This window comes from Methylocapsa sp. D3K7, assembly GCF_029855125.1.
Lineage (GTDB): Bacteria > Pseudomonadota > Alphaproteobacteria > Rhizobiales > Beijerinckiaceae > Methylocapsa.
In genome coordinates this window covers 1,554,691-1,574,119 of record NZ_CP123229.1, presented here as the reverse complement: position 1 = coordinate 1,574,119, position 19,429 = coordinate 1,554,691, and the positions used below count along the sequence as shown (strand labels likewise).

Sequence of the window (19,429 nt, the reverse complement as noted above, 5' to 3'; positions counted from 1 at the left end):
TTCAATCCGGCTCGTCCGGTTCCGGTCCGCATGCCTCGCCGGGGCTTTCCACCCCAGGAGATCCGGACAAGTAAAACGCCAGCTTCTGGCAGCGCTTCAGAAACCCTTCACTTGCGGCTCCTTCGAGCAGAGCCGCATGTATCACATTTGCGCGTCCCAATGCCAAATCCAATTGGCCGGACGAAAATAGATTCACACGCGGCACCGTCTGCTCGAAGCCATAGCTGCGGCGCAGGACCTGCCCGAGTTTGCGCATCCCGTCGGCACCGCAATCCGCCGCATGAATGAGCCCGGCGATCGTGCGCGCGGCGATCGCTTGTTCAACTTTGGCAAAACCCGTGATGACGAGCCCTGCTTTATTGGCCATCGACAAAGCCTGGAGACAATCCTTTGTCAACAGAGCCTCGATGTCAGCTGGCAAACTTTCCGAAGCAGCAGCCTTTGTCTTGAAACCTCGCGAAAACGCTTGCCGCCGGACGGCTTCCGCGATGCGCTCCATCCGCGCGGTTACCCAAACGCCGCGTCCGGGCAATTTGCGGGCGATGTCCGGCACCACGATCGCCCCAGGTCCGAGGACAAAGCGAATCATGCCCTCCGGCTCGCCTTTCGTCCGGGTGACGATGCAGGTCCGCTCGGATGCCTCTTCCGCGCCGGCGACTCCGGATCTCGTCAAATCGATTTCTCCACGGCCAGAAGCTCATCAATTGGTGGCGCTCATGATCTTCAACATTCTGTTTTGGCTGGGAAATATTTAGTCTCCGGTTTCTTCGGCAAAAGCATCTTCGGCGGCGGGATCGGGGATGGCTTCGATCCAGCCCGCCTTGACCCGTGCAGTCATGATGAGGGTTTCCGCCTCTTCGCGCGAGATTTCAAAACCGTCAAGGATACCGGCATGTTTTTTCGTCTCGCCATCCTTGCGTTCGCTCCAACCCACGAGATCGTCGGTCGCGCAGCCGGCGAGGTCCTCCACGGTCTTAATCTCGTTCTCGCCGAAGCGGACGAGCATGGCCGTCGTAACCCCGGCGACCTCCTTGAGATCGTCCGAAACGCCAAGCTCCCGTCTTTTCGTATCCTGCTCCGCTTCAAGTTTCGCCAAATACTCATGCGCACGGGACTGAATTTCCGCTGCCGTATCTTGGTCGAACCCCTCGATCGAGGCAACCTCGGATGGCTCGACGAAGGCCAACTCCTCGACCGAACGGAAGCCTTCCGACGCCAGCAACTGGCCAACGACCTCGTCGACGTTCAGCGCGTTCATGAACGTGTTGGTGCGTTCGACAAATTCTTTCTGGCGGCGTTCCGATTCTTCCGCTTCCGTTAGGATATCGATATCCCAGCCGGTCAGCTGCGAGGCCAGACGGACATTTTGGCCGCGCCGTCCGATCGCCAGCGACAGCTGGTCGTCCGGCACGACGACTTCGATCCGCGCCGAATCCTCGTCAAGCACGACCTTGACCACTTCCGCCGGCTGCAGGGCGTTGACGATGAAGGTCGCGGCATCCGGCGACCAGGGGATGATATCGACCTTCTCGCCTTGCAATTCGGTGACGACCGCCTGCACCCGTGAGCCGCGCATGCCGACGCAAGCGCCCACCGGGTCGATCGAGCTATCCCGCGATATGACCGCGATCTTGGCGCGTGAGCCGGGATCGCGCGCGACCGATTTCACCTCGATCACGCCGTCGTAGATTTCCGGCACTTCCTGGCGGAACAGCTTGGCCATGAATTGCGGATGGGTGCGCGAGAGAAAAATCTGCGGCCCGCGCTGTTCGCGCCGAACATCATAGACATAGGCTCTGGCGCGGTCGCCCGGCCGGAATACCTCGCGCGGGATCAGTTCGTCGCGCCTGATCGTGGCCTCGCCGCGCCCAAGATCAATGATCACATTGCCATATTCGACCCGTTTCACGACGCCGTTGACGATATCGCCGATCCGGTCCTTGTACTCTTGATACTGACGGTCACGCTCGGCCTCGCGGACCTTTTGAACGATGACCTGCTTGGCTGATTGCGCGGCGATCCGCCCGAAATCGAAGGGCGGCAACGTTTCGGCGATGAAGTCACCAACCTGCGCCCCAGGGTTTTTCTTGAGCGCCTCGTTGAGGGTGATTTGCGTGGCGTCGTTCTCGATCTGATCGACGACGAGAAGCAACCGGGAAAAGCGTATCTCTCCGGTTTTCGGATTGATTTCCGCGCGCACCTCGGTTTCTTGACCATAGCGGGACCGCGCGGCCTTTTGAATGGCGTCCTCCATCGAGGCGAGGACGATCTGGCGGTCGATCGATTTTTCCCGCGCGACCGCGTCGGCGATCTGCAAGAGTTCGAGCCTATTGGCGCTGACTGCCATCACTGTCTCCTGTTCCGGATGAGGCAGCGCCGGAACGGCGCTGCGCCGGTCGTTTTGTTTGCGTCTGAGTGCCTGGATTGGTGTTGGACGTCTCACCCCCGGGAACCGGGCGTTTTGTCTTGCCCGTGCCGCGCGCGAAACGGCCGGGTCCGCGGCGAGCCTCCACCGGCTCAACCGCCTCGGCTTCATTGGCCAACGGGTCTGGCTCCGCTTTCGCGGCCCGCAGTGATTGCCGGATGAGCGCCTCGGTCAAAACCAGCCGCGCCTCGGCGATGTCGTGCAGCGGCAGCATGGCTCTCGCGGCCTCGCCGGGCTTGGCGTCGTCGCGATCGAAGGCCAGCAGCGCATGTTTGCCCTGGCCCTCGACGGCGCCGATCAGACCCCGGAACCGTTTGCGGCCCCCAATGAGACCATTCATCTCGATCCGTGCTTCCTGCGCCAAGGCGCGGAGGAAATCCGAGACGCGCACGAGCGGCCGGTCGAGCCCCGGCGAAGAAATTTCGAGACGATACGCGGTTTTCACCGGCTCCTCGACGTCGAGGACCGGAGACAGGGCCGCATTGACGATTTCGCAATCATCGATATTCATCGATCCATCCGGCCGTTCTGCCATGATTTGCACGGTCGTTCCGGCCTGCGCTGAAAGCTTGACCCGCACCAGCCGGTAGCCGAGACCAGCCAAAACCGGTTCCGCGATCCGCGCGACACGCGCCGCAAGCCCGGTTTCCTCGATCAGCCGAGGCTCGTCGAGGCTGTCTTGCGTCTCCGTAATCGTATTTTGATGATCCAAACTTCGCCGTTCCATCGCCGGGTTGCTCCGGCATCCATCTATTCCGGAACCATGCTTCGACCAGAGCAAAAGGCAATAAAAAAGAGCGGGTCCCGGAGGGCCCACTCTCAATAAAGCGATTGCTTGAAGAGAACAACCGTTATGAGAAGCATGAACGTGCACTGCATATAGCGCATCGGCCTTGTTTCTGCAAGATGCCCACACGCGGGCGAACGGTTCGAAGCCTGGAGTCACTGACCAGAGCCCGCACAAACCAGCAGATCCAAGGCCGCACCCCCCATGTCCCAAAAGACCAAATTTCCGCGAAATCCCACTTAATTTCCATCCGCCGGACGTATCCATGTATGTAAGGTTTTCGGCCGCAATCGTACCAAAACGTTTCACGTGAAACGTTTTGGTACGATTTGAGCCTCGAATCGGACAATCCGCGCAATGGGCCGTATAAGCTGGTTTCAAACCAGCCCGGCGCTTGCTTTTCTGTTCTCTTCGCGTATAAGGCGCGGTTTCGAACCGCCCGGCTCAAGGGCTGCCGTGGCGGTTCTGTTCGCTTGAATCAACAATCAGGAGCGGGATGCCCGTTCCGCCCGGCGGCCCCTTTTCAAGGTGCGCCGCTCAACGGAGACCTTAAGCAAAATGCCCAAATTGAAAACCAAATCGGGCGCCAAAAAGCGCTTCAAAATCACCGGCACAGGCAAAGTGGTCTATGCGCAAAGGGGCAAACGCCACGGCATGATCAAACGGACCCCCAAGCAGATCCGCAATCTGCGCGGCACGTCCGTGATGTTCAAGAGCGACGGCGACAACATCATAAAATTCTTCCTGCCGAACGGTTGAAGTCCGGCCCACCCTTTGTTTTTTCTTCGCGACCGGAGACTGTCCCATGGCACGCGTAAAACGTGGCGTTACCTCGCACGCCAAGCACAAAAAAGTATTGACGGCCGCCAAGGGGTTTTATGGCCGCCGCAAGAATACGATCCGCACCGCCAAGGCCGCTGTCGATCGTTCGATGCAATATGCGACCCGTGACCGGCGCGCCAAAAAGCGGGTGTTTCGCGCCCTATGGATTCAGCGGCTCAATGCGGCGGTGCGTGAGCACGGGATCACCTATTCGCGTTTCATAGATGGTCTCTCCAAGGCGGGCATCGACATGGATCGCAAGGTGCTTTCCGAACTCGCGATCAGCCAGCCGGAAGCGTTCCGGGCGGTTGTCGAGAAGGCAAAAAGCGCCCAGCTGGCTTTGGCCTGATCGCGCGGGCAATATTTGTTCCGAAGACGAAGGCGCGCGGGCAATATTTGTTCCGAAGACGAAGGGGAGTCGCGTAAACCGGGGCCCGGGGGGTAAATTGCCGCCTGGGCGAATCGGACACATCGATGATGGCGCGCGCGAACCCCAATCACGGCATGGATGCCGCCCCGGTTTCCGGGAGTGCCGGCTTCGTGCATCTCCATGTTCACAGCTCCTATTCGCTGCGCGAAGGGGGCATGAACGTGGCGGCGCTCGCCAAGCTTGCGGCGGCGGACAAAATGCCCGCGCTTGCGATCACCGATACGAACAATCTCTTCGGCGCCCTGGAATTTTCCGATAAGCTCGCCAACAAGGGCGTGCAGCCCATCACCGGCATCCAGATCACTCTCGATTTTCAGGATGGCGCGGCGATGGCCCCGCGCGGCGAGTCAGGCGCCGGTCATGCCTCGATCGTGCTCCTCGCGCAGGATGCCGCCGGCTATCTCAACCTCATGCACATCGCCTCGCGGGCGTGGCTCGACCCAAATCCGGGAGAGCCGCCGCATGTGGGCCTTGAACACCTCGACGGGCGGACGGAAGGGCTGATCGCCCTCACCGGGGGGCCGAATGGGCCTCTCGACCTCGCCTTTGCGCGCGACCGGGCCGAACTCGCGGCGAGCCGCGCGGCGGCACTGACGCAATTGTTTCCGGCGCGGCTTTATGTGGAAATCCAGCGCTATGGACTTCGCGTGGGGCAGCCCATCGAGCCGCGCCTCCTCGACCTCGCTTATCGTGCCTCGCTGCCTCTTGTCGCTACAAACGAGGTCTTTTTTGCCGCTGTCTCAGACTACGAAGCGCATGACGCTTTGATCTGCATTGCGGAAGGAACCGTCGTCAGCGACGGCGCCCGCCGTCAGCTTTCACCCGACCACCGCTTCAAGAGCCGCGCGGAAATGATCGCGCTGTTTGCGGACCTTCCCGAAGCCACTCAGAACAGCGTCGAGATCGCGCTGCGCTGCGCCTACCGGCCTTTGAGCCGCAAACCCATTCTGCCGCGTTTCGCGGGCCGGGGAATCGAGGACGAGGCGAAAGAGCTGCGCGCGGCGGCGGAGGCAGGCCTTGCCGCGAGGCTCGCGGCGCACGGACCGGCCCGCGGTTTCACCGCCACCGATTATCACGAAAGGCTCGCGTTCGAGCTCGACGTGATCATCAACATGAATTTCCCAGGCTATTTTTTGATCGTCGCGGACTTCATCAAATTCGCCAAATCGCAAGATATTCCGGTCGGGCCGGGACGCGGATCGGGGGCTGGGTCTTTGGTGGCCTATGCGCTGACGATCACCGATCTCGATCCGATCCGCTTCGGGCTATTGTTCGAGCGCTTCCTCAATCCCGACCGCGTCTCGATGCCGGATTTCGACATCGATTTCTGTCAGGAGCGGCGGGACGAGGTCATCGCTTATGTCCGCCGCCGCTATGGCGCCGATAAGGTCGCGCAGATCATCACCTTCGGTTCGTTTCTCGCGCGCGGCGTCATGCGCAACGTCGGCCGGGTGCTCGAAATGCCGCTCGGGCAAGTGGACAAGCTCGCCAAGCTCGTGCCGCAGAATCCAGCGGCACCGGTGAGCCTCAAACAGGCCATTGAGTCCGAGCCTCGCCTCAAGGACGCCGCCGAGACGGATCCTCGCGTGACCAAGATGCTGCAGATCGCGCAAGCCCTAGAAGGGCTTTATTCCAACGCTTCGACCCATGCGGCCGGGATCGTCATCGGCGACCGTCCGCTTGAAGAGCTCGTGCCGCTGTATCGCGATCCGAAGTCGGACATGCCGGCGACCCAGTTCAACATGAAATGGGTCGAGCAGGCGGGCCTTGTGAAGTTCGATTTTCTCGGGCTCAAAACGCTGACGATCATCGCCTATTGCCTCAAGCTCCTTGGCAAGCGCGGCATCGTGCTGGATATCGTGGGCATCCCGCTCGACGATCAGGAAACTTTCGCCATGCTGGAACGCGGCGAGACGGTTGGCGTGTTCCAGCTCGAAAGCGCGGGAATGCGCAAGGCTTTGTCCGAAATGCGGGCCGACCGGTTCGAGGATATTATCGCGCTTGTGGCCCTTTACCGGCCGGGACCGATGGCCAACATTCCGGTCTATTGCGCGGTGAAGCGCGGCGAGGAAGAGCCCGACTACATCCATCCGGAAATCGTATCGGTTCTGAAGGAGACCTTTGGCGTCATCATCTATCAGGAACAGGTGATGCAGATCGCTCAAATTCTCGCCGGTTTTTCGCTCGGCGAAGCGGATCTGTTACGCCGGGCCATGGGCAAGAAAATCAAAGCCGAGATGGCCGCGCAGCGCAACCGTTTCGTCAGCGGCGCCGTGGAACGCGGCCTGGGAACAGCGCAGGCCAATGAGATCTTCGACCTCCTCGCCAAATTCGCCGATTATGGTTTCAACAAGAGCCATGCGGCGGCCTATGCGCTGATCGCCTATCAAACCGCCTGGCTCAAAGCCAATTACCCCGTCGAATTTCTTGCCGCCTCGATGACACTCGACAAATCGAATACCGACAAGCTCGCCGAATTCTGCAATGAGGCGCGCCGCGTCGGCATCAAGATCCTGCCGCCTTCAGTGCAAACGTCGGGTGCCGATTTCGAGCCTGCCATGTCGAACGGGGAACCCGCGATCCGCTATGCTTTTTCCGCGATCAAGGGTGTCGGGGAATCGCACGCGCGCGCACTTGCGTCGGTCAACGCCAGCACGAAAACTTTGCCGGATCAGCCAGCCAGACCGGTATTCCGCGATATCAGTGAATTCGCGGCAAAACTCAATCCGCGCGAAATCAACAAGCGCACGCTTGAAAGTCTCGCCGCCGCTGGCGCTTTTGATGAATTGGACTCCTGCCGCGCGCGCGTCTTTGCCGCCGCCGAATCTATTCTCGCCGCCGCGCACCGGCGCGAGGAAGAGCGGCTTGCCGGCCAAACTGTTTTGTTTGGCGGCGAAAGCGCGAGCGCCATTCCGCTGCCTAAGGTTGAGCCCTGGCCGCTCAACGAGCGGTTGCGGCGCGAGTTCGATTGTGTCGGCTTCTTTTTGTCCGGGCATCCGCTTGATGCTTATGCGGCGATCCTCTCACGTCTGAGGGTGCAGCCGTGGGCGCAATTCGTCCGCGCCGTCAAGCAGGGCGCGTCCGCCGGGCGCCTCGCGGCGACGGTGCTTGATCGCACCGAGCGCCGTACAAAATCGGGTTCCAAGATGGGGATCGTCCTGCTCTCGGACCCGTCCGGTCAATATGAGGCAATCCTGTTTCAGGAAGGGCTCAATCAATACCGCGATCTGTTGGAAAAAGGCGCCTCCGTCCTGGTTGGCCTGCAAGCTGCGATCGAGGGGGAGGATGTGCGTGCCCGCATCGTTTCGGTGGAACCGCTCGACGCGGCAGCGAGCCGGATTGGCAAGGGCCTGCGGGTGTTTCTTCGCGACGAAAATCCGCTTGCGGAGATTGGGCGGCGGTTGCGGCAAGGAGACGCCGAAGTCTTGCTGGTTTTGCTCACCTCAAGTGGCGAGGTTGAGGTGAAACTGCCTGGCAAATTTTCTGTCTCGCCGCAGGTTGCGGGCGCGCTCAAAACCATTCCGGGGATTGTGGCAGTGGAACACGTTTAAAGGGAAACATCGATGATGAAACTTTATTGGGCGCCGCGCACGCGCTCGCTGCGGGCGCTTTGGGTTCTTGAAGAAGCGGGGGCACCTTATGAGCGAGTCAGGATCGACCTTTCGGCCGGCGAGCAAAAGACCCCCGATTTTCGCGCGATCAATCCGATGGCGAAGGTTCCGGCGCTGACGCACGGAAAGGCCTCCGTCGCCGAATCCGGCGCGATTTGCGCCTATGTCGCGGAAACCGTTCCGCAAGCCGGACTGGCGCCGCCCCTCGGCGATCCTGCGCGCGGGCGCTATCTTCAATGGCTGTTTTTTTCGCCGGGCTGTATCGAGCCTGCCTTTCTCACCAAATCCGCCAATGTTTCGGTCGATTCAAGAATGGCGAGCTTTGGCGATTTCGACCGCGTTTTCGACGTGCTTGAAGAAGCCGTCGCCACCGGCCCCTGGCTGCTGGGCGAGCGGTTCTCGGCGGCCGATGTCATGATCGGCCTCGATCTGCATTTCGGGATAGATATCTTTAAGCTCGTTCCCTCGCGGCCAGTTTTCCGCGCCTATGTCGATCGCTGTCTCGCTCGCCCGGCGCTCCAGCGCGCCAAGGCGATCGAAGCGGCGGCCGTCTGAGCCGGTCACTTTGCCAACATTCGATGAATTCAGAGTTCGTTGTGCTTGTCCTTCGCACGGCTCATAAGGTGCTCTGGAACTGAGTTTCCTGGCCGGGGTGACACCGGATGCCGCCCGAAATCTATAACGGTATGATTGATCCGCCACTCCGAGACCGCCATTTTTCGTAAGCACTCCCGGTCGTGTTCGCCGCGTTGCGCGTACCCGAGGATTTGCTCCGCAATGGCTTCCTTAGCGTGGTTATCGCTGCCCAAATTAAGCTCTCGGCAGACATCCAGGAAAGCATCGACCATGGCAGTTGTCGTTTCTGGCTCAAATACTGGTTGATTGCAAAGAAACGGGGGGATCTTGGGCATGATCCACTTCCTTATCTACAGTGCGGAGACCGAGCTGCCGCCCCTGCTTAAGCTCCGGAAATTCCGGATGCTCTAAGTATTGGCGAAGAAGATGTTATTGTCAATACTGCGTTAAATCTTTACTATACTTACATTCATGCTTCTAATAGCTTTTGTAATTTCTAGTCCCTTGGTGTCAGTGACAGCACAGCTCAAGTGACAGCGTTTAAGCAACAGGCGTGCAATTACAACTTGACGGCGAAGGCGTCTTAAGCTACTTGTTAGTAAGTACCTAAATACAGTCTCAAAACCCGGAGCTTGACAATGCCAGTGCAAAGAGTGCGCGGCGAGCGGCTTCAAATCATGCTTGCCAGTGATGAATTGGTGCTCGTGGACGATTTCCGGTTTAAGAATCGCATGCCGAGCCGGGCGGCGGCGGTGCGGGAACTGTTCAGGCGCGGCCTTGCCGCCGAAGGTTTCCACATGGCCGAGCGCGGCAGCAAATCCCGCGATTTCGGCATCATCAATGGCGCGAACGGCGAGGGACCGGAGGCTGCCTGACCCGGCCAGGTTGAGGGGTCAAGCGGGGTTTTTCGCCGGTTCTGGAACCGGAACGTCGAAGTCGTTGAGCGTCACCGGAACCAGGCAATGAGACCCACGAGATAGCAAAGCTCGGCGGCGCCATGCACGCCAAAGCAATCGCCGCCCGGCAGCTGAGTTCGGGCGGCACTCCGCCCCTGTGAGGGCCGCGGCGACGGTGGAACATTCGCAAACCTAATGGCGTTCCATGGCGTTGAATTGACAACGAGGAAACGCCGATGCGTAAAGTGGCCTGCTTTTGTGATCGCTGCGCAGTTTCGGCGGATTGGACGATGCAGCCGTCGCGGCGCAATACGCGTTTTTTTGACCTGGCCGTAACCTGTCATGGAGAAACGGAAAAATTTTTGGTGGCCGCGTCGGAGTTGATGCACCTTCGAGACCCTGCCACGGGACGCGAAATGCTCTCGCCCCTTTACGTCATTGCCTTTGAGGGCGCGCAACCCAGCAAGCGAGTCCGCCTCATCCAAACCTCCCCGAATTTGTTCATCCGCCTCATGAACGCTACCAACCGTCTCATGGGCGAGTGAAACCGGGCGAGCTGCCCCCAAGTTCAGGGCTTGCGGAGCTGCGCGCGCTAAATCCGAATCCCCCGATATTCAAAAAACAGCCGGGTCAAAAGCAACAGGACGGCAAAGATGACTACGGTCAGAGCGAACGAGCGGGCCTGCTCGCTAGAGCGGCCGGGGAAATTCGCGCGAAAACTGTCCCAAAGCTTCTGCCACCATGGCACTTTTGGCGGCGGACGGTGAAGATGAAAATGCGACATGGGGATTTTCCGTGCCAGAGAACGGTCAGCGGGACCTTATGCCCCGCCGAGCCAGCGGACGACGGTATCCTCGATCATCTCAAGTCTCTCGCCATGGTAGAAAATCATGACCCAAAAACCCGCCAAGGCAATCCCAACCGCCATCATCGCCCCGCCCACTATCAAAATGCGGTCCATCCTGGTTTCTCCTCCTGATCATGTCATTGATTTTCAAGCTTGAACGCTGGAACAGCGCTGGTCACGGGTAAGGTATCCGAGGGCAAATTTCCAAAAAATCGCAGGGCGAAAACCTAATCCTATCTCAGGATTTCGCTCGCTCCAAATCACCGCTCCGTACCGAGTAGCCGCCTTGCAACCGCCCTTTTGGTACGATTGACGGAAAACCGGACAAGGTTTTCAAAATCTCGGAATGTCCGGGAACGCCAATTTTCCACCATGAACATGCATCTGTCCCAGCTCCGCGCAGCGGTGCAACACGGGAAAAACTTTGCCTGGATTGAGCAGTTGCTTTGCGTCGAATGCGCATTTGACGCGGATTTGCTGGGCGAGATCGATCTCTGAAAACATCTCCGGCATCAAGTCGCGTTTCTCGACGCCGACGCCATGCTCGCCGGTGAGGACACCGCCGTGCTTGACGCAGAGCCTGAGAATATCGGCGCCAAATTCCTCGGCGCGTGCCAGTTCGCCGGGCTTGTTGGCGTCATAGAGGATTAATGGATGCAAATTGCCATCGCCCGCGTGAAAAACATTGGCGACACGCAGCCCGTGCTTTTCAGAGAGCTCCCGCATGCCCGCGAGAACTTTTGGCAATTCCTTGCGGGGGATCGTGCCGTCCATGCAGAAATAATCGGGCGACAGGCGGCCGACCGCCGGAAACGCCGCCTTGCGGCCCGCCCAAAATGTCAGCCGCTCGGCGTCGGAATTTGAAATCTTGCAGTGCGCCGCTCCATGCGCCTTTGCGATGGCCTCAACGAGTCCCACAAGATGGTCGACCTCGACCGGCGGGCCATCGAGTTCGATGATCAGCAGCGCTTCCGCATCCCGCGGATAGCCCGCATGGACAAAATCTTCCGCCGCGTGGATGGCGGGTCTGTCCATCATTTCCATGCCGCCCGGAATGATGCCCGCTCCGATAATACTCGCGACGCAAGCCCCCGCCGCTTCGCTGGAGTTGAAAGCGACCAGCAAGGCGCGGGCTGATTCTGGAGCGCGCAGAATGCGGACGGTCACCTCGGTCACCACGCCAAGCATCCCCTCCGAACCGGTGACAAGTGCGAGCAGATCGTAGCCCGCCTGGTCAAGATGAGACCCGCCAAGCCGGACGATTTCGCCAGTCATGAGGACCAGCTCGCAGCCGAGCACATTGTTGGTCGTAAGGCCATATTTCAGACAATGCACACCGCCGGAATTCTCCGCGACATTGCCGCCAATCGAGCAGGCGATCTGGGAGGAGGGATCGGGGGCGTAGTAAAAACCCTGCGCCTCGACCGCGCGGGTAATCGCCAGATTGGTGACACCCGGTTCAACGACCGCGAAACGGTTGGCGAAGTCGATCTCCTTGACCTTGCTGAACTTCATCATCGAGATGAGAACACCGTCTTCGAGCGGCAGGGCGCCCCCCGAGAGCGAGGTTCCAGCGCCCCGCGCCACCACCTTCACATTGTTTTCATGACAGTAGGCGAGCACCTTTTGGACGTGCGCGACGGTTTCCGGCAAGACGACCACCATCGGCAGTGTGCGGTAGGCGGTCAGGCCGTCGCTTTCATAGGGGCGGCGGCCAGCCTCCGGTTCGATGACCCCTTCACCGGGCAGGATTTCTCGCAAGGCGGCGACGATTTTTGCCCGCCGTGCAAGAATGGTTTTGTCGGCCTCAATAGGCTTCATTCTCGTGGACCTTTCAGTGTCGCCTTTTTCGGGCCGGCGAACCCGAAAACGCTCGTTTTTACGACAAAACGCCTCTTCACGGCGAGAGTCCAACTTCCTTGCTTTCCGGTTTCGGCCGCCCTATAAGCGCATCCATTCCACACGAGGATCGCGCGACCCTGCTTCAAGGGCCGCTCCCGGTGGCCTCTCGTTCCCTCCCGGAAAGAGAGGTCCATAACGATCCCCGGCGGCCTTAACCGGAGAAGTAACGATCATGGCACTGCCAGAATTCACAATGCGCGGTCTCCTCGAATCTGGGGCTCATTTCGGCCACCAGTCGCACCGCTGGAACCCCAAGATGGCTCCGTTCATCTTCGGCGCCCGCAACAATATCCATATCATCGATCTTGCCCAGACAGTCCCGCTGCTGCATCAGGCCTTGAAGGCGATTTCCGATACGGTCGCGCGGGGCGGCCGGGTGCTGTTCGTCGGCACCAAGCGGCAGGCGCAGGATGCGATTGCCGATGCCGCCAAACGGTCGGCGCAATATTACATCAATTCGCGCTGGCTTGGTGGCATGCTGACGAATTGGAAGACGATTTCGGCGTCGATCCAGCGTCTGCGCAAATTGGACGAACAACTTGAGGGCGGCGCTGTCGGCTTGACCAAGAAAGAGCGTCTCATGATCTCGCGGGAACGCGAGAAGCTTGAAAAAGCGCTTGGCGGCATCAAGGACATCGGTGGCATCCCCGATCTGATCTTTGTTATCGACACCAACAAAGAGCAGTTGGCCATCAAGGAAGCACAACGGTTGCATATCCCGGTGGTGGCGATTCTCGACACCAATTCCGATCCGGACGGGATCACCTTTCCGGTGCCCGGAAATGACGATGCCGGACGGGCGATCGTCCTCTATTGCGATCTTGTTGCCCGCGCGGCGATCGACGGCATTTCGCGGGCGCAGGGTTCGGCTGGCGTCGATTTCGGCGAAATAGAAAAGCCAGTCGCCGAAGTGCTGCCGGCCGCCCGGGTGTTGCCGGCTGAGACGGGTGTCGTGAGTGACGGCGTTGAGTCGCCTGAAGGCGTTTTCGAACTCCTGACAGCGCCGCGAGGAGCCCCTGATGATCTCGTCAAATTGCCGGGTATTGGACCTCAGATCGTCAAGAAACTGAATGATGCCGGCATCTATCATTATTGGCAGATTGCCGCCATGACCCCGGCGGATGCGGCGAAATTAGATCGCGACCTAAAGCTTGCCGGCCGTATCGAACGCGACGGCTGGATCGAGCTGGCGCGCGGTCTCACTGCGGGCTGACCGGGACGCACTGGTTGTCGAAGTCGCTGGACGTGTTGGCGATTGGCTTTTTCTGGCGATCCCTTCGCCGGCCGATGGGCCGGCCTCATTTGCTTTCTGGAAGATGAAGGAACCCAATATGGCGAACGTCACCGCGGCGATGGTGAAGGATCTTCGTGAGAAGACCGGCGCCGGCATGATGGATTGCAAGAACGCCCTCGGCGAGACGGCGGGCGACATCGAAGCGGCCATCGACTGGCTGCGCAAGAAAGGGTTGTCCAAGGCCGCCAAGAAATCCGGACGGATCGCCGCCGAAGGGCTCGTCGCGGTTCATGTCCACGGTCTCGAAGGGGTTGCCGTCGAGGTCAATTCGGAGACGGATTTCGTTGCGCGAAACGCCGATTTCCAAGCGCTTGCCGGAAACATCGCGCGGGTTGCCGTTGAAACCGGCACGACCGAAGCCGAAGCCTTGAAAGCCGCGCCTTATCCCGGCGGCGGGACAGTCGGCGATGCGATCGCCAATGCCATCGCCACGATCGGCGAGAATATGACATTGCGGCGGGCCGCCGCAGTGCAGGTCGCGCAAGGAGTCGTCGGGCAATATGTGCATAATGCGGTCGCGGAAGGCCTCGGGAAAATCGGGGTTCTGGTTGCCCTCGACTCGAAGGGCGATCGTTCCTCGCTGGCGCCGCTTGGGCGCTTGATCGCGCTCCATATCGCCGCTGCGAATCCGCTGGCGCTCGATTCGTCGGATCTCGATCCCGCCATCGTCGCGCGCGAAAGAGCCGTACTTGAAGGCAAGAATGCTGGGAAGCCAGCACATGTGCTTGAAAAGATCGTCGAGTCCGGGCTGAAATCCTACTACAAGGAAGTATGCCTCCTGGATCAACCCTCGATCCATGCCGAGCATACGGGCAAGACGATCGGCCAAGCCGTTAAGGACGCGGAAAAGGCTGCGGGAGCATCGGTCAGCGTGAAAGCCTTTGTACGCTACGCCCTCGGCGAGGGGATCGAAAAGCAAGAGACCGATTTCGCGGCCGAAGTTGCAGCCGCCGGCGGCCAAATCTAAACGCCAAGGCCGTTCGTCAATCGGCCGTTGGCGGGGCTGCCGGGTCTGACTCCTATGCGCAGGCACTCGTTAAGGCGGTATGCGCTGTGCCGAGGCACTTTTAGGGCCCAGTTGCCTATTGTTTATATTTGACTTGCGGCGGGTTTCGCGGGAGGTTCCGTGAACCCGCCTGCCGCCTCGGCTCTTTTTGATTTTTCGACGGAGGATTTCAATGTTTGTTGGCCGCGCTTTTATGCTTGCCGGCGTCTCCGTGGCGTCGCTCTTGTTTGGCGCCGTGACTGTAGGACAAGCCGCCGAAGACATACGTCACTTGTGCAGCGAAAAATACCAGGCCGCGAAAGCGGGGGGCACATTGAACGGCGACACTTGGCCGCAATTTTACAGCAAATGCACGGCCGAAGCGAAGGAAAGCGCGGCTGCCGCGGAATCCGCAGCGGCGCCGCCGGCGGTTGATGTACGCCACATCTGCAGCGAAAAGTACCAGGCGGCCAAGGCGGCGAATGCCTTGAACGGCGATACTTGGCCGCAATTTTACAGCAAATGCACGGCCGAAGTGAAGGCGAACCCGCCCGCTGCGGCGGCAACAAACGAAGCGCCGGCGCCGGCGGTTGCCGCCGCGCCACCAGCCGAGGCAGCCCCGCCGCCAATCGCCGCGGCTCCGCCGCCGGTCGAGGCGCCACCCCCGGCGCCCGTTGCGGCCGAGGCTCCTCCGCCTCCCGCGTCGGTGGTTGCTCCCGCTCCCGCCAACCCCTTGAAGAAAGCTCCAGCGAAAAAGGCGACGACAGCGCCAGTGGCGGCGGCAGCACCGAGCACAGCGGTTTTCCCTTCGGCGGTGTCAGCTGACTTTGCCAAGGAAACGCCTTATAAGGCGCGGCTCAAAACCTGCGCCGAACAATATAAGGTCAACAAAGCAACCAATGCCAATGGCGGCCTGAAATGGATTCAGAAGGGTGGTGGCTATTGGAGCGAGTGCAACAAACATTTGAAGGGGTAACAGCACCCCTTAGAATGTCTCGTGCGCGCGATCCTGCGTCTGGGCTCGCGCGCCTCATTTGCAACTGGGTGATCGTAATTTTAGCCGAGATAAGCGTAGGCCGCGCCGATTGAGCCAAGCGCGCCGAGCACGAGAGCCGTGTACCACGGCCACCGCTGACCGCGCATGATGATCGAAATGGTCGCAATAGCAATCGCGACATGTAGTAGCGTGACAGCGACCGTCAAAATATGGTGGCGGTGTTCGTGGTTTTCACTCTCGCGCAGATTATCCTCGGTTTGCCGTTCGAGGGCTTTTCCTTTGGCGAACAGCTCCTCCTCATCCTTGCCGTATCGCTCTGCCTGATTCTTAAAATCGTCGGCCTGGGGGCCGGCGTTGGCGGCGGCGATGGCATAGAGATTCTTCTTGATGCTCTTCGCCTGATAAAAATTCCAATTGTCGGTGGCTTGATTCTGAATGAGGACCGCCGTGTTCTTGGCGTTCATCGCGGCGGCGGTTTCGAGCGTCTCAAGGCTGCCGACCGTGGCTGCGACAACCGCGAGGATCGCAATTGTGACCGATACCCTCATGAGAAAAGGGTCGCCCAGCAGCGAAGCATGTTCTGCGTGTTCGGCATGCTCGAAATGCTCGGCTGGCGATTCGGACATAGACTAGCTCCCCGATATTGATCTGCTTGGTATCGTCATATCCGTATGAGCGCCACCATGAGCCATGCTAAGGCCAAAATTGCCTTTGCAATGTCCTCCTAGAGCCGCAAGTGCGCTTGTTCGGTTTGAATCACGGCGTGACAACCGGCGTTTTAATGGACAGAAGCTAGGGTAAAATCTATAACTCGGCTACGGCGGCTAGATACCCGCGAGGTCTCGCGAAGTCCAGCCACAAAAAGGAGTTGTCGGGAAATCATGCAGGCGACCAGCGTTGAAGAGATAGACACCGTGGAGCAATCATCGCTCAACCGCCGCACCATGGTCGATTGCCAGGTACGGACGTTTGACGTGACCGATCAAGCCCTCTTGGCCAGGATGCTGGACGTTCCGCGTGAACATTTTCTTCCCCCCGAACTCGCGCCGCTGGCTTATTCGGACAATGGGCTGCAGCTGAACGCCGGCGGTGAACGCCGCACACTTTTGCCTCCGCTCATCCTGGCGCGTCTCATCCAAGGCGTTCATGTGACACCGGCTGATCGTGTGCTCGATGTTGGGGCGGCAACCGGTTATTCATCAGCGCTGCTGGCGGGACTGGCCGGGACTGTCGTCGCGCTCGAATCGGACCCGGCGCTCTCCAAAGCATTACGGTCCAATCTCGATTCCGCTGGATTGACCAAGGTGCAAACCGTCCTTGGGCCGCTTGAAGGCGGTGCGCCTAACGAAGCGCCCTTTGACGTGATTTTCGTTCACGGCGCGGTTGAGGCCAATCTCGATGCCCTCTTTGCGCAACTGAAGAACGGCGGCCGTTTGGCTGCATTCGTGCCGCTTCCCGGCGATCTGACGGGGCGGGCCAGCAAAGCCGTGCGCTACGAAAAGATTGACGGAGCAACCGGTTACCGGATTTTGTTTGATGCTTCGGCCCCATTCCTCGACGCTTTCCGGCGGACCGAGCAATTCACGTTTTTTTGACGTGTTACTCAGGAGGAAGCGGGGAGGTTTGCCGCAATCGTCACAATTTGGCGGCGGCACTCGGATTTGATGATTTTGTTCGCTGGCCTGGCAAATCGTCGCCACTCCAAGCTAAAATAGTTGATGGGTGTCCGTTGATGCGCCGTGCCGCCCTAGCTCGTAAAATAATCCAGCCGCGCGCCTTTTTCGCGGGACTTGCTGGATTTTTTATTGTTTTGTCCCCGCTTTGCCATTCGGCCAGCCGCGCGGAAACGATGTCGAGTGCCTTGGCGCGCGCCTATGCCGGTAACCCGGACTTGAACCAGGAACGCGCCGGGGTCCGCGCCACGGACGAAAATTTGCCTCGCGCAACCTCCAGCTGGCGGCCGACGGCCGTTGCGACAGGGCAGTATGGCTATAATTATTTCGATCTGTCCGCCATCGGAACGGCGACGACCGGGCTCGGCACGAACGCTCCGGTGACCAGAACCCGGGTCGGGACAAGGCAGGGGACGGACCCGGGATCGCTTGGTTTAACCGTTACCCAAAATCTCTTTAACGGCAACCGCACGGTCAACGGGGTGCGGCAGGCCGAATCGACCATCTTCGGCGCACGTGAGACCTTGCGGAATACGGAGCAAAGCGTGCTCATCGCCGGTGCGACCGCTTATATGAATGTCCTGCGCGATACTGCGATCCTCGATCTGCGCAAGAACAACATCATCGTCCTCGAAGAGCAATTGCGGCAAACCCGCGACCGGTTCACGGTTGGCGAGGTGACACGGACCGACGTCGCTCAGGCCGAATCAAGTCTTGCGACGGCGCGCTCCGATTATTTTACCGCGCAAGCCATCCTTCAAGACAGCGTCGCCAATTACCGCCAGATCATCGGCGTCGAACCGACGCGGCTCGAACCGGCGCGCACAATCGAATCCTTGCTGCCGCGCTCTCTTGGCGTCGCAGTAGACTTGGCGCTGGCCGAGCATCCCGCCATTCAAGCCGCTTTGCATGAGACGGACGCGGCCGCCCTTCAGGTCAAGCTTGTCGAGGGAGAACTCTACCCGACGGTCAACCTCGTCGGCAATGTTCAGCAAAATTACAATAATACCGGTATCCAGGGAGAACGTTTCTTCAACGGTTCGATCATGGGGCAGGTCACGGTGCCGATCTATGAAGGAGGCGAAGTCTACGCGCGTGTGCGCCAGGCCAAGGAAACGCTGGGTCAGGCCCGCCTGCAAGCCGATCTTCAGCGCGACATCATTCGCGCATCCGTGGTTTCGTCCTGGGGCCAACTCGACACCGCGCGAGCGGTCATCCAATCCTCGAAGGCAGCGGTTAAGGCGGCCGAGATCGCGCTCGACGGAATCCGGCAGGAGGCGGACGTCGGCCAGCGGACCACTTTCGATATTCTCTTCGCCCAGCAGGTCTTGCTCAATACGCGGGTCAGTCTCGTGATCGCGCAGCGTGACAGGGTCGTCGCCTCCTATGCTGTCATGGCGGCGATCGGCCGGCTCGCTGCGGCCAATCTCAATCTGACCGTCACGCAATATGACCCGACCATCCATTTCGACCAGGTCAAGGACAAATGGATCGGCCTTCGCACCCCGGATGGGCGCTAACGATCCGGCTTCCTTCCGCAAGCTTGGGTCAAGGCGCATACGCCAAGCTGCGCATCGACTTGTCAAACAGGAACAAATCCTGTCAGTTTGCAGGCTCCGGTGGGACACCTTCCTGGGCCCGATAGCCCTTTCCCGTGCGTCAGCGATTGTTCAAGGTCCGCGGACCCACCGCTTTGAAGGCCTGATCATGAACGTAGCCAATCCCCTCCCGAAAGACCGTCCCATGCCGCAGTCAAGGCCGCACGAACCTTCCATGGAAGAAATTCTCGCTTCAATCCGGCGTATCATCGCCGACGACCAAGCGTTGTCCGCGAGCCAAGCTGGCCCGCAGGAGGAGATTCAGCGGCCGGATCTCAATGGGGATGGCGTCGAGCAAGGGTCGGGTAATGGCAGTCCCCGCGTTTCAAACGCCACCAACAGTTCCGTGCGCGAAGCCTTCAACACGCTGCTTGCCAGCCGCTTCGTTCAACACAGCGATGCCGTCGTCGGTCTAACCCGCGAGATGCTGCGTCCTATGCTCAAAACCTGGCTTGACGACAATCTGCCGAGGATCGTGGAACGTCTCGTCGCCGCCGAGATCGAGCGGGTCGCGCGCGGCGAATAAGCGGGGGTTGCCTCCAGCGGTGCGGCTGCTTCCGCCTTAAGCCCCGCGCGGCGGGGGGCC

The 19,429-nt window shown here is 59.8% G+C and carries 20 protein-coding genes; 12 read left to right on the top strand and 8 right to left on the bottom strand.

The genetic code is table 11. The annotated features are described in order from the left end of the window. Position 1: 1 nt before the first annotated feature. From QEV83_RS07175 to rimP, 3 genes are all read right to left on the bottom strand, one after another. Positions 2–673: an RNA-binding protein gene (locus QEV83_RS07175; protein ID WP_280130521.1), complete on the bottom strand. Its 672-nt coding sequence runs from the start codon at positions 671–673 to the stop codon at positions 2–4. Between the two features lie 78 nt (positions 674–751). After that, entirely contained in the window at positions 752–2,347 is a 1,596-nt protein-coding gene (gene nusA / locus QEV83_RS07170; RefSeq protein WP_280130520.1) for a transcription termination factor NusA, read from the bottom strand. After that, on the bottom strand, positions 2,328–3,152 hold the full coding sequence (rimP, locus tag QEV83_RS07165; protein WP_280130519.1) for a ribosome maturation factor RimP: 825 nt from the start codon (positions 3,150–3,152) through the stop codon (positions 2,328–2,330). Before rimP ends, nusA begins: the two co-directional genes overlap by 20 nt. Positions 3,153–3,770: 618 nt before the next feature. Between rimP and rpmI the strand changes: the two genes are divergently transcribed. From rpmI to QEV83_RS07145, 4 genes are all read left to right on the top strand, one after another. Further along, positions 3,771–3,971, top strand: coding sequence for a 50S ribosomal protein L35 (rpmI, locus tag QEV83_RS07160; RefSeq protein ID WP_280130518.1), 201 nt, complete (start codon positions 3,771–3,773; stop codon positions 3,969–3,971). A 46-nt stretch (positions 3,972–4,017) separates the two neighbouring features. Beyond that, positions 4,018–4,383, top strand: coding sequence for a 50S ribosomal protein L20 (rplT, locus tag QEV83_RS07155; RefSeq protein ID WP_280130517.1), 366 nt, complete (start codon positions 4,018–4,020; stop codon positions 4,381–4,383). 125 nt (positions 4,384–4,508) lie between these two features. Beyond that, a complete protein-coding gene (dnaE, locus tag QEV83_RS07150) occupies positions 4,509–8,015 on the top strand; it encodes a DNA polymerase III subunit alpha (RefSeq protein WP_280130516.1) in 3,507 nt (1,168 codons plus the stop codon). A gap of 12 nt (positions 8,016–8,027) precedes the next feature. After that, positions 8,028–8,630, top strand: coding sequence for a glutathione S-transferase family protein (locus QEV83_RS07145; RefSeq protein WP_280130515.1), 603 nt, complete (start codon positions 8,028–8,030; stop codon positions 8,628–8,630). Positions 8,631–8,659: 29 nt separating this feature from the next. Here QEV83_RS07145 and QEV83_RS07140 read toward each other — a convergent pair whose 3' ends face one another. Next, positions 8,660–8,986: a hypothetical protein gene (locus tag QEV83_RS07140; RefSeq protein ID WP_280130514.1), complete on the bottom strand. Its 327-nt coding sequence runs from the start codon at positions 8,984–8,986 to the stop codon at positions 8,660–8,662. 303 nt (positions 8,987–9,289) lie between these two features. Here QEV83_RS07140 and QEV83_RS07135 point away from each other — a divergent pair, with 303 nt between their 5' ends. Next, complete coding sequence (locus QEV83_RS07135; RefSeq protein WP_280130513.1) at positions 9,290–9,526, top strand: hypothetical protein; 237 nt, start codon at positions 9,290–9,292, stop codon at positions 9,524–9,526. Between the two features lie 257 nt (positions 9,527–9,783). Continuing rightward, positions 9,784–10,092, top strand: coding sequence for a hypothetical protein (locus QEV83_RS07130; protein WP_280130512.1), 309 nt, complete (start codon positions 9,784–9,786; stop codon positions 10,090–10,092). Between the two features lie 47 nt (positions 10,093–10,139). Here QEV83_RS07130 and QEV83_RS07125 read toward each other — a convergent pair whose 3' ends face one another. From QEV83_RS07125 to QEV83_RS07115, 3 genes are all read right to left on the bottom strand, one after another. Beyond that, positions 10,140–10,331 carry a hypothetical protein gene (locus QEV83_RS07125; RefSeq protein WP_280130511.1) on the bottom strand — a complete coding sequence of 64 codons (192 nt, stop codon included), beginning with the start codon at positions 10,329–10,331 and terminating at the stop codon, positions 10,140–10,142. 36 nt (positions 10,332–10,367) lie between these two features. Further along, positions 10,368–10,508, bottom strand: coding sequence for a hypothetical protein (locus QEV83_RS07120; RefSeq protein ID WP_280130510.1), 141 nt, complete (start codon positions 10,506–10,508; stop codon positions 10,368–10,370). A gap of 219 nt (positions 10,509–10,727) precedes the next feature. After that, positions 10,728–12,215 carry an FAD-linked oxidase C-terminal domain-containing protein gene (locus tag QEV83_RS07115; RefSeq protein ID WP_280130509.1) on the bottom strand — a complete coding sequence of 496 codons (1,488 nt, stop codon included), beginning with the start codon at positions 12,213–12,215 and terminating at the stop codon, positions 10,728–10,730. 253 nt (positions 12,216–12,468) lie between these two features. On the opposite strand from QEV83_RS07115, the gene QEV83_RS07110 reads away from it, so the two are divergent. The 3 genes from QEV83_RS07110 (at position 12,469) to QEV83_RS07100 (ending at position 15,551) form a co-directional block, all read left to right on the top strand. Further along, positions 12,469–13,509 carry a 30S ribosomal protein S2 gene (locus QEV83_RS07110; RefSeq protein WP_280130508.1) on the top strand — a complete coding sequence of 347 codons (1,041 nt, stop codon included), beginning with the start codon at positions 12,469–12,471 and terminating at the stop codon, positions 13,507–13,509. A gap of 118 nt (positions 13,510–13,627) precedes the next feature. Continuing rightward, the gene (gene tsf / locus QEV83_RS07105; protein WP_280130507.1) at positions 13,628–14,557 is read left to right on the top strand and encodes a translation elongation factor Ts; all 930 of its coding nucleotides are present in this window, start codon (positions 13,628–13,630) and stop codon (positions 14,555–14,557) included. Positions 14,558–14,768: 211 nt separating this feature from the next. Further along, positions 14,769–15,551: a hypothetical protein gene (locus tag QEV83_RS07100; RefSeq protein WP_280130506.1), complete on the top strand. Its 783-nt coding sequence runs from the start codon at positions 14,769–14,771 to the stop codon at positions 15,549–15,551. An 80-nt stretch (positions 15,552–15,631) separates the two neighbouring features. Here the strand turns inward: QEV83_RS07100 and QEV83_RS07095 are convergent, their stop codons facing one another. Continuing rightward, complete coding sequence (locus tag QEV83_RS07095; protein WP_280130505.1) at positions 15,632–16,198, bottom strand: DUF4337 family protein; 567 nt, start codon at positions 16,196–16,198, stop codon at positions 15,632–15,634. Positions 16,199–16,453: 255 nt separating this feature from the next. On the opposite strand from QEV83_RS07095, the gene QEV83_RS07090 reads away from it, so the two are divergent. The 3 genes from QEV83_RS07090 to QEV83_RS19450 all read left to right on the top strand — a co-directional run bounded on the left by QEV83_RS07090 (position 16,454) and on the right by QEV83_RS19450 (position 19,369). Next, entirely contained in the window at positions 16,454–17,167 is a 714-nt protein-coding gene (locus tag QEV83_RS07090; protein ID WP_280130504.1) for a protein-L-isoaspartate O-methyltransferase, read from the top strand. Between the two features lie 137 nt (positions 17,168–17,304). Next, positions 17,305–18,765, top strand: coding sequence for a TolC family outer membrane protein (locus tag QEV83_RS07085; protein ID WP_280130503.1), 1,461 nt, complete (start codon positions 17,305–17,307; stop codon positions 18,763–18,765). Further along, positions 18,695–19,369 (top strand): DUF2497 domain-containing protein, encoded by a 675-nt coding sequence (locus QEV83_RS19450; RefSeq protein ID WP_348273264.1) that lies wholly within the window; start codon positions 18,695–18,697, stop codon positions 19,367–19,369. The genes QEV83_RS07085 and QEV83_RS19450 overlap by 71 nt, the downstream gene beginning before the upstream one ends. The last annotated feature ends 60 nt before the right edge of the window (positions 19,370–19,429 follow it).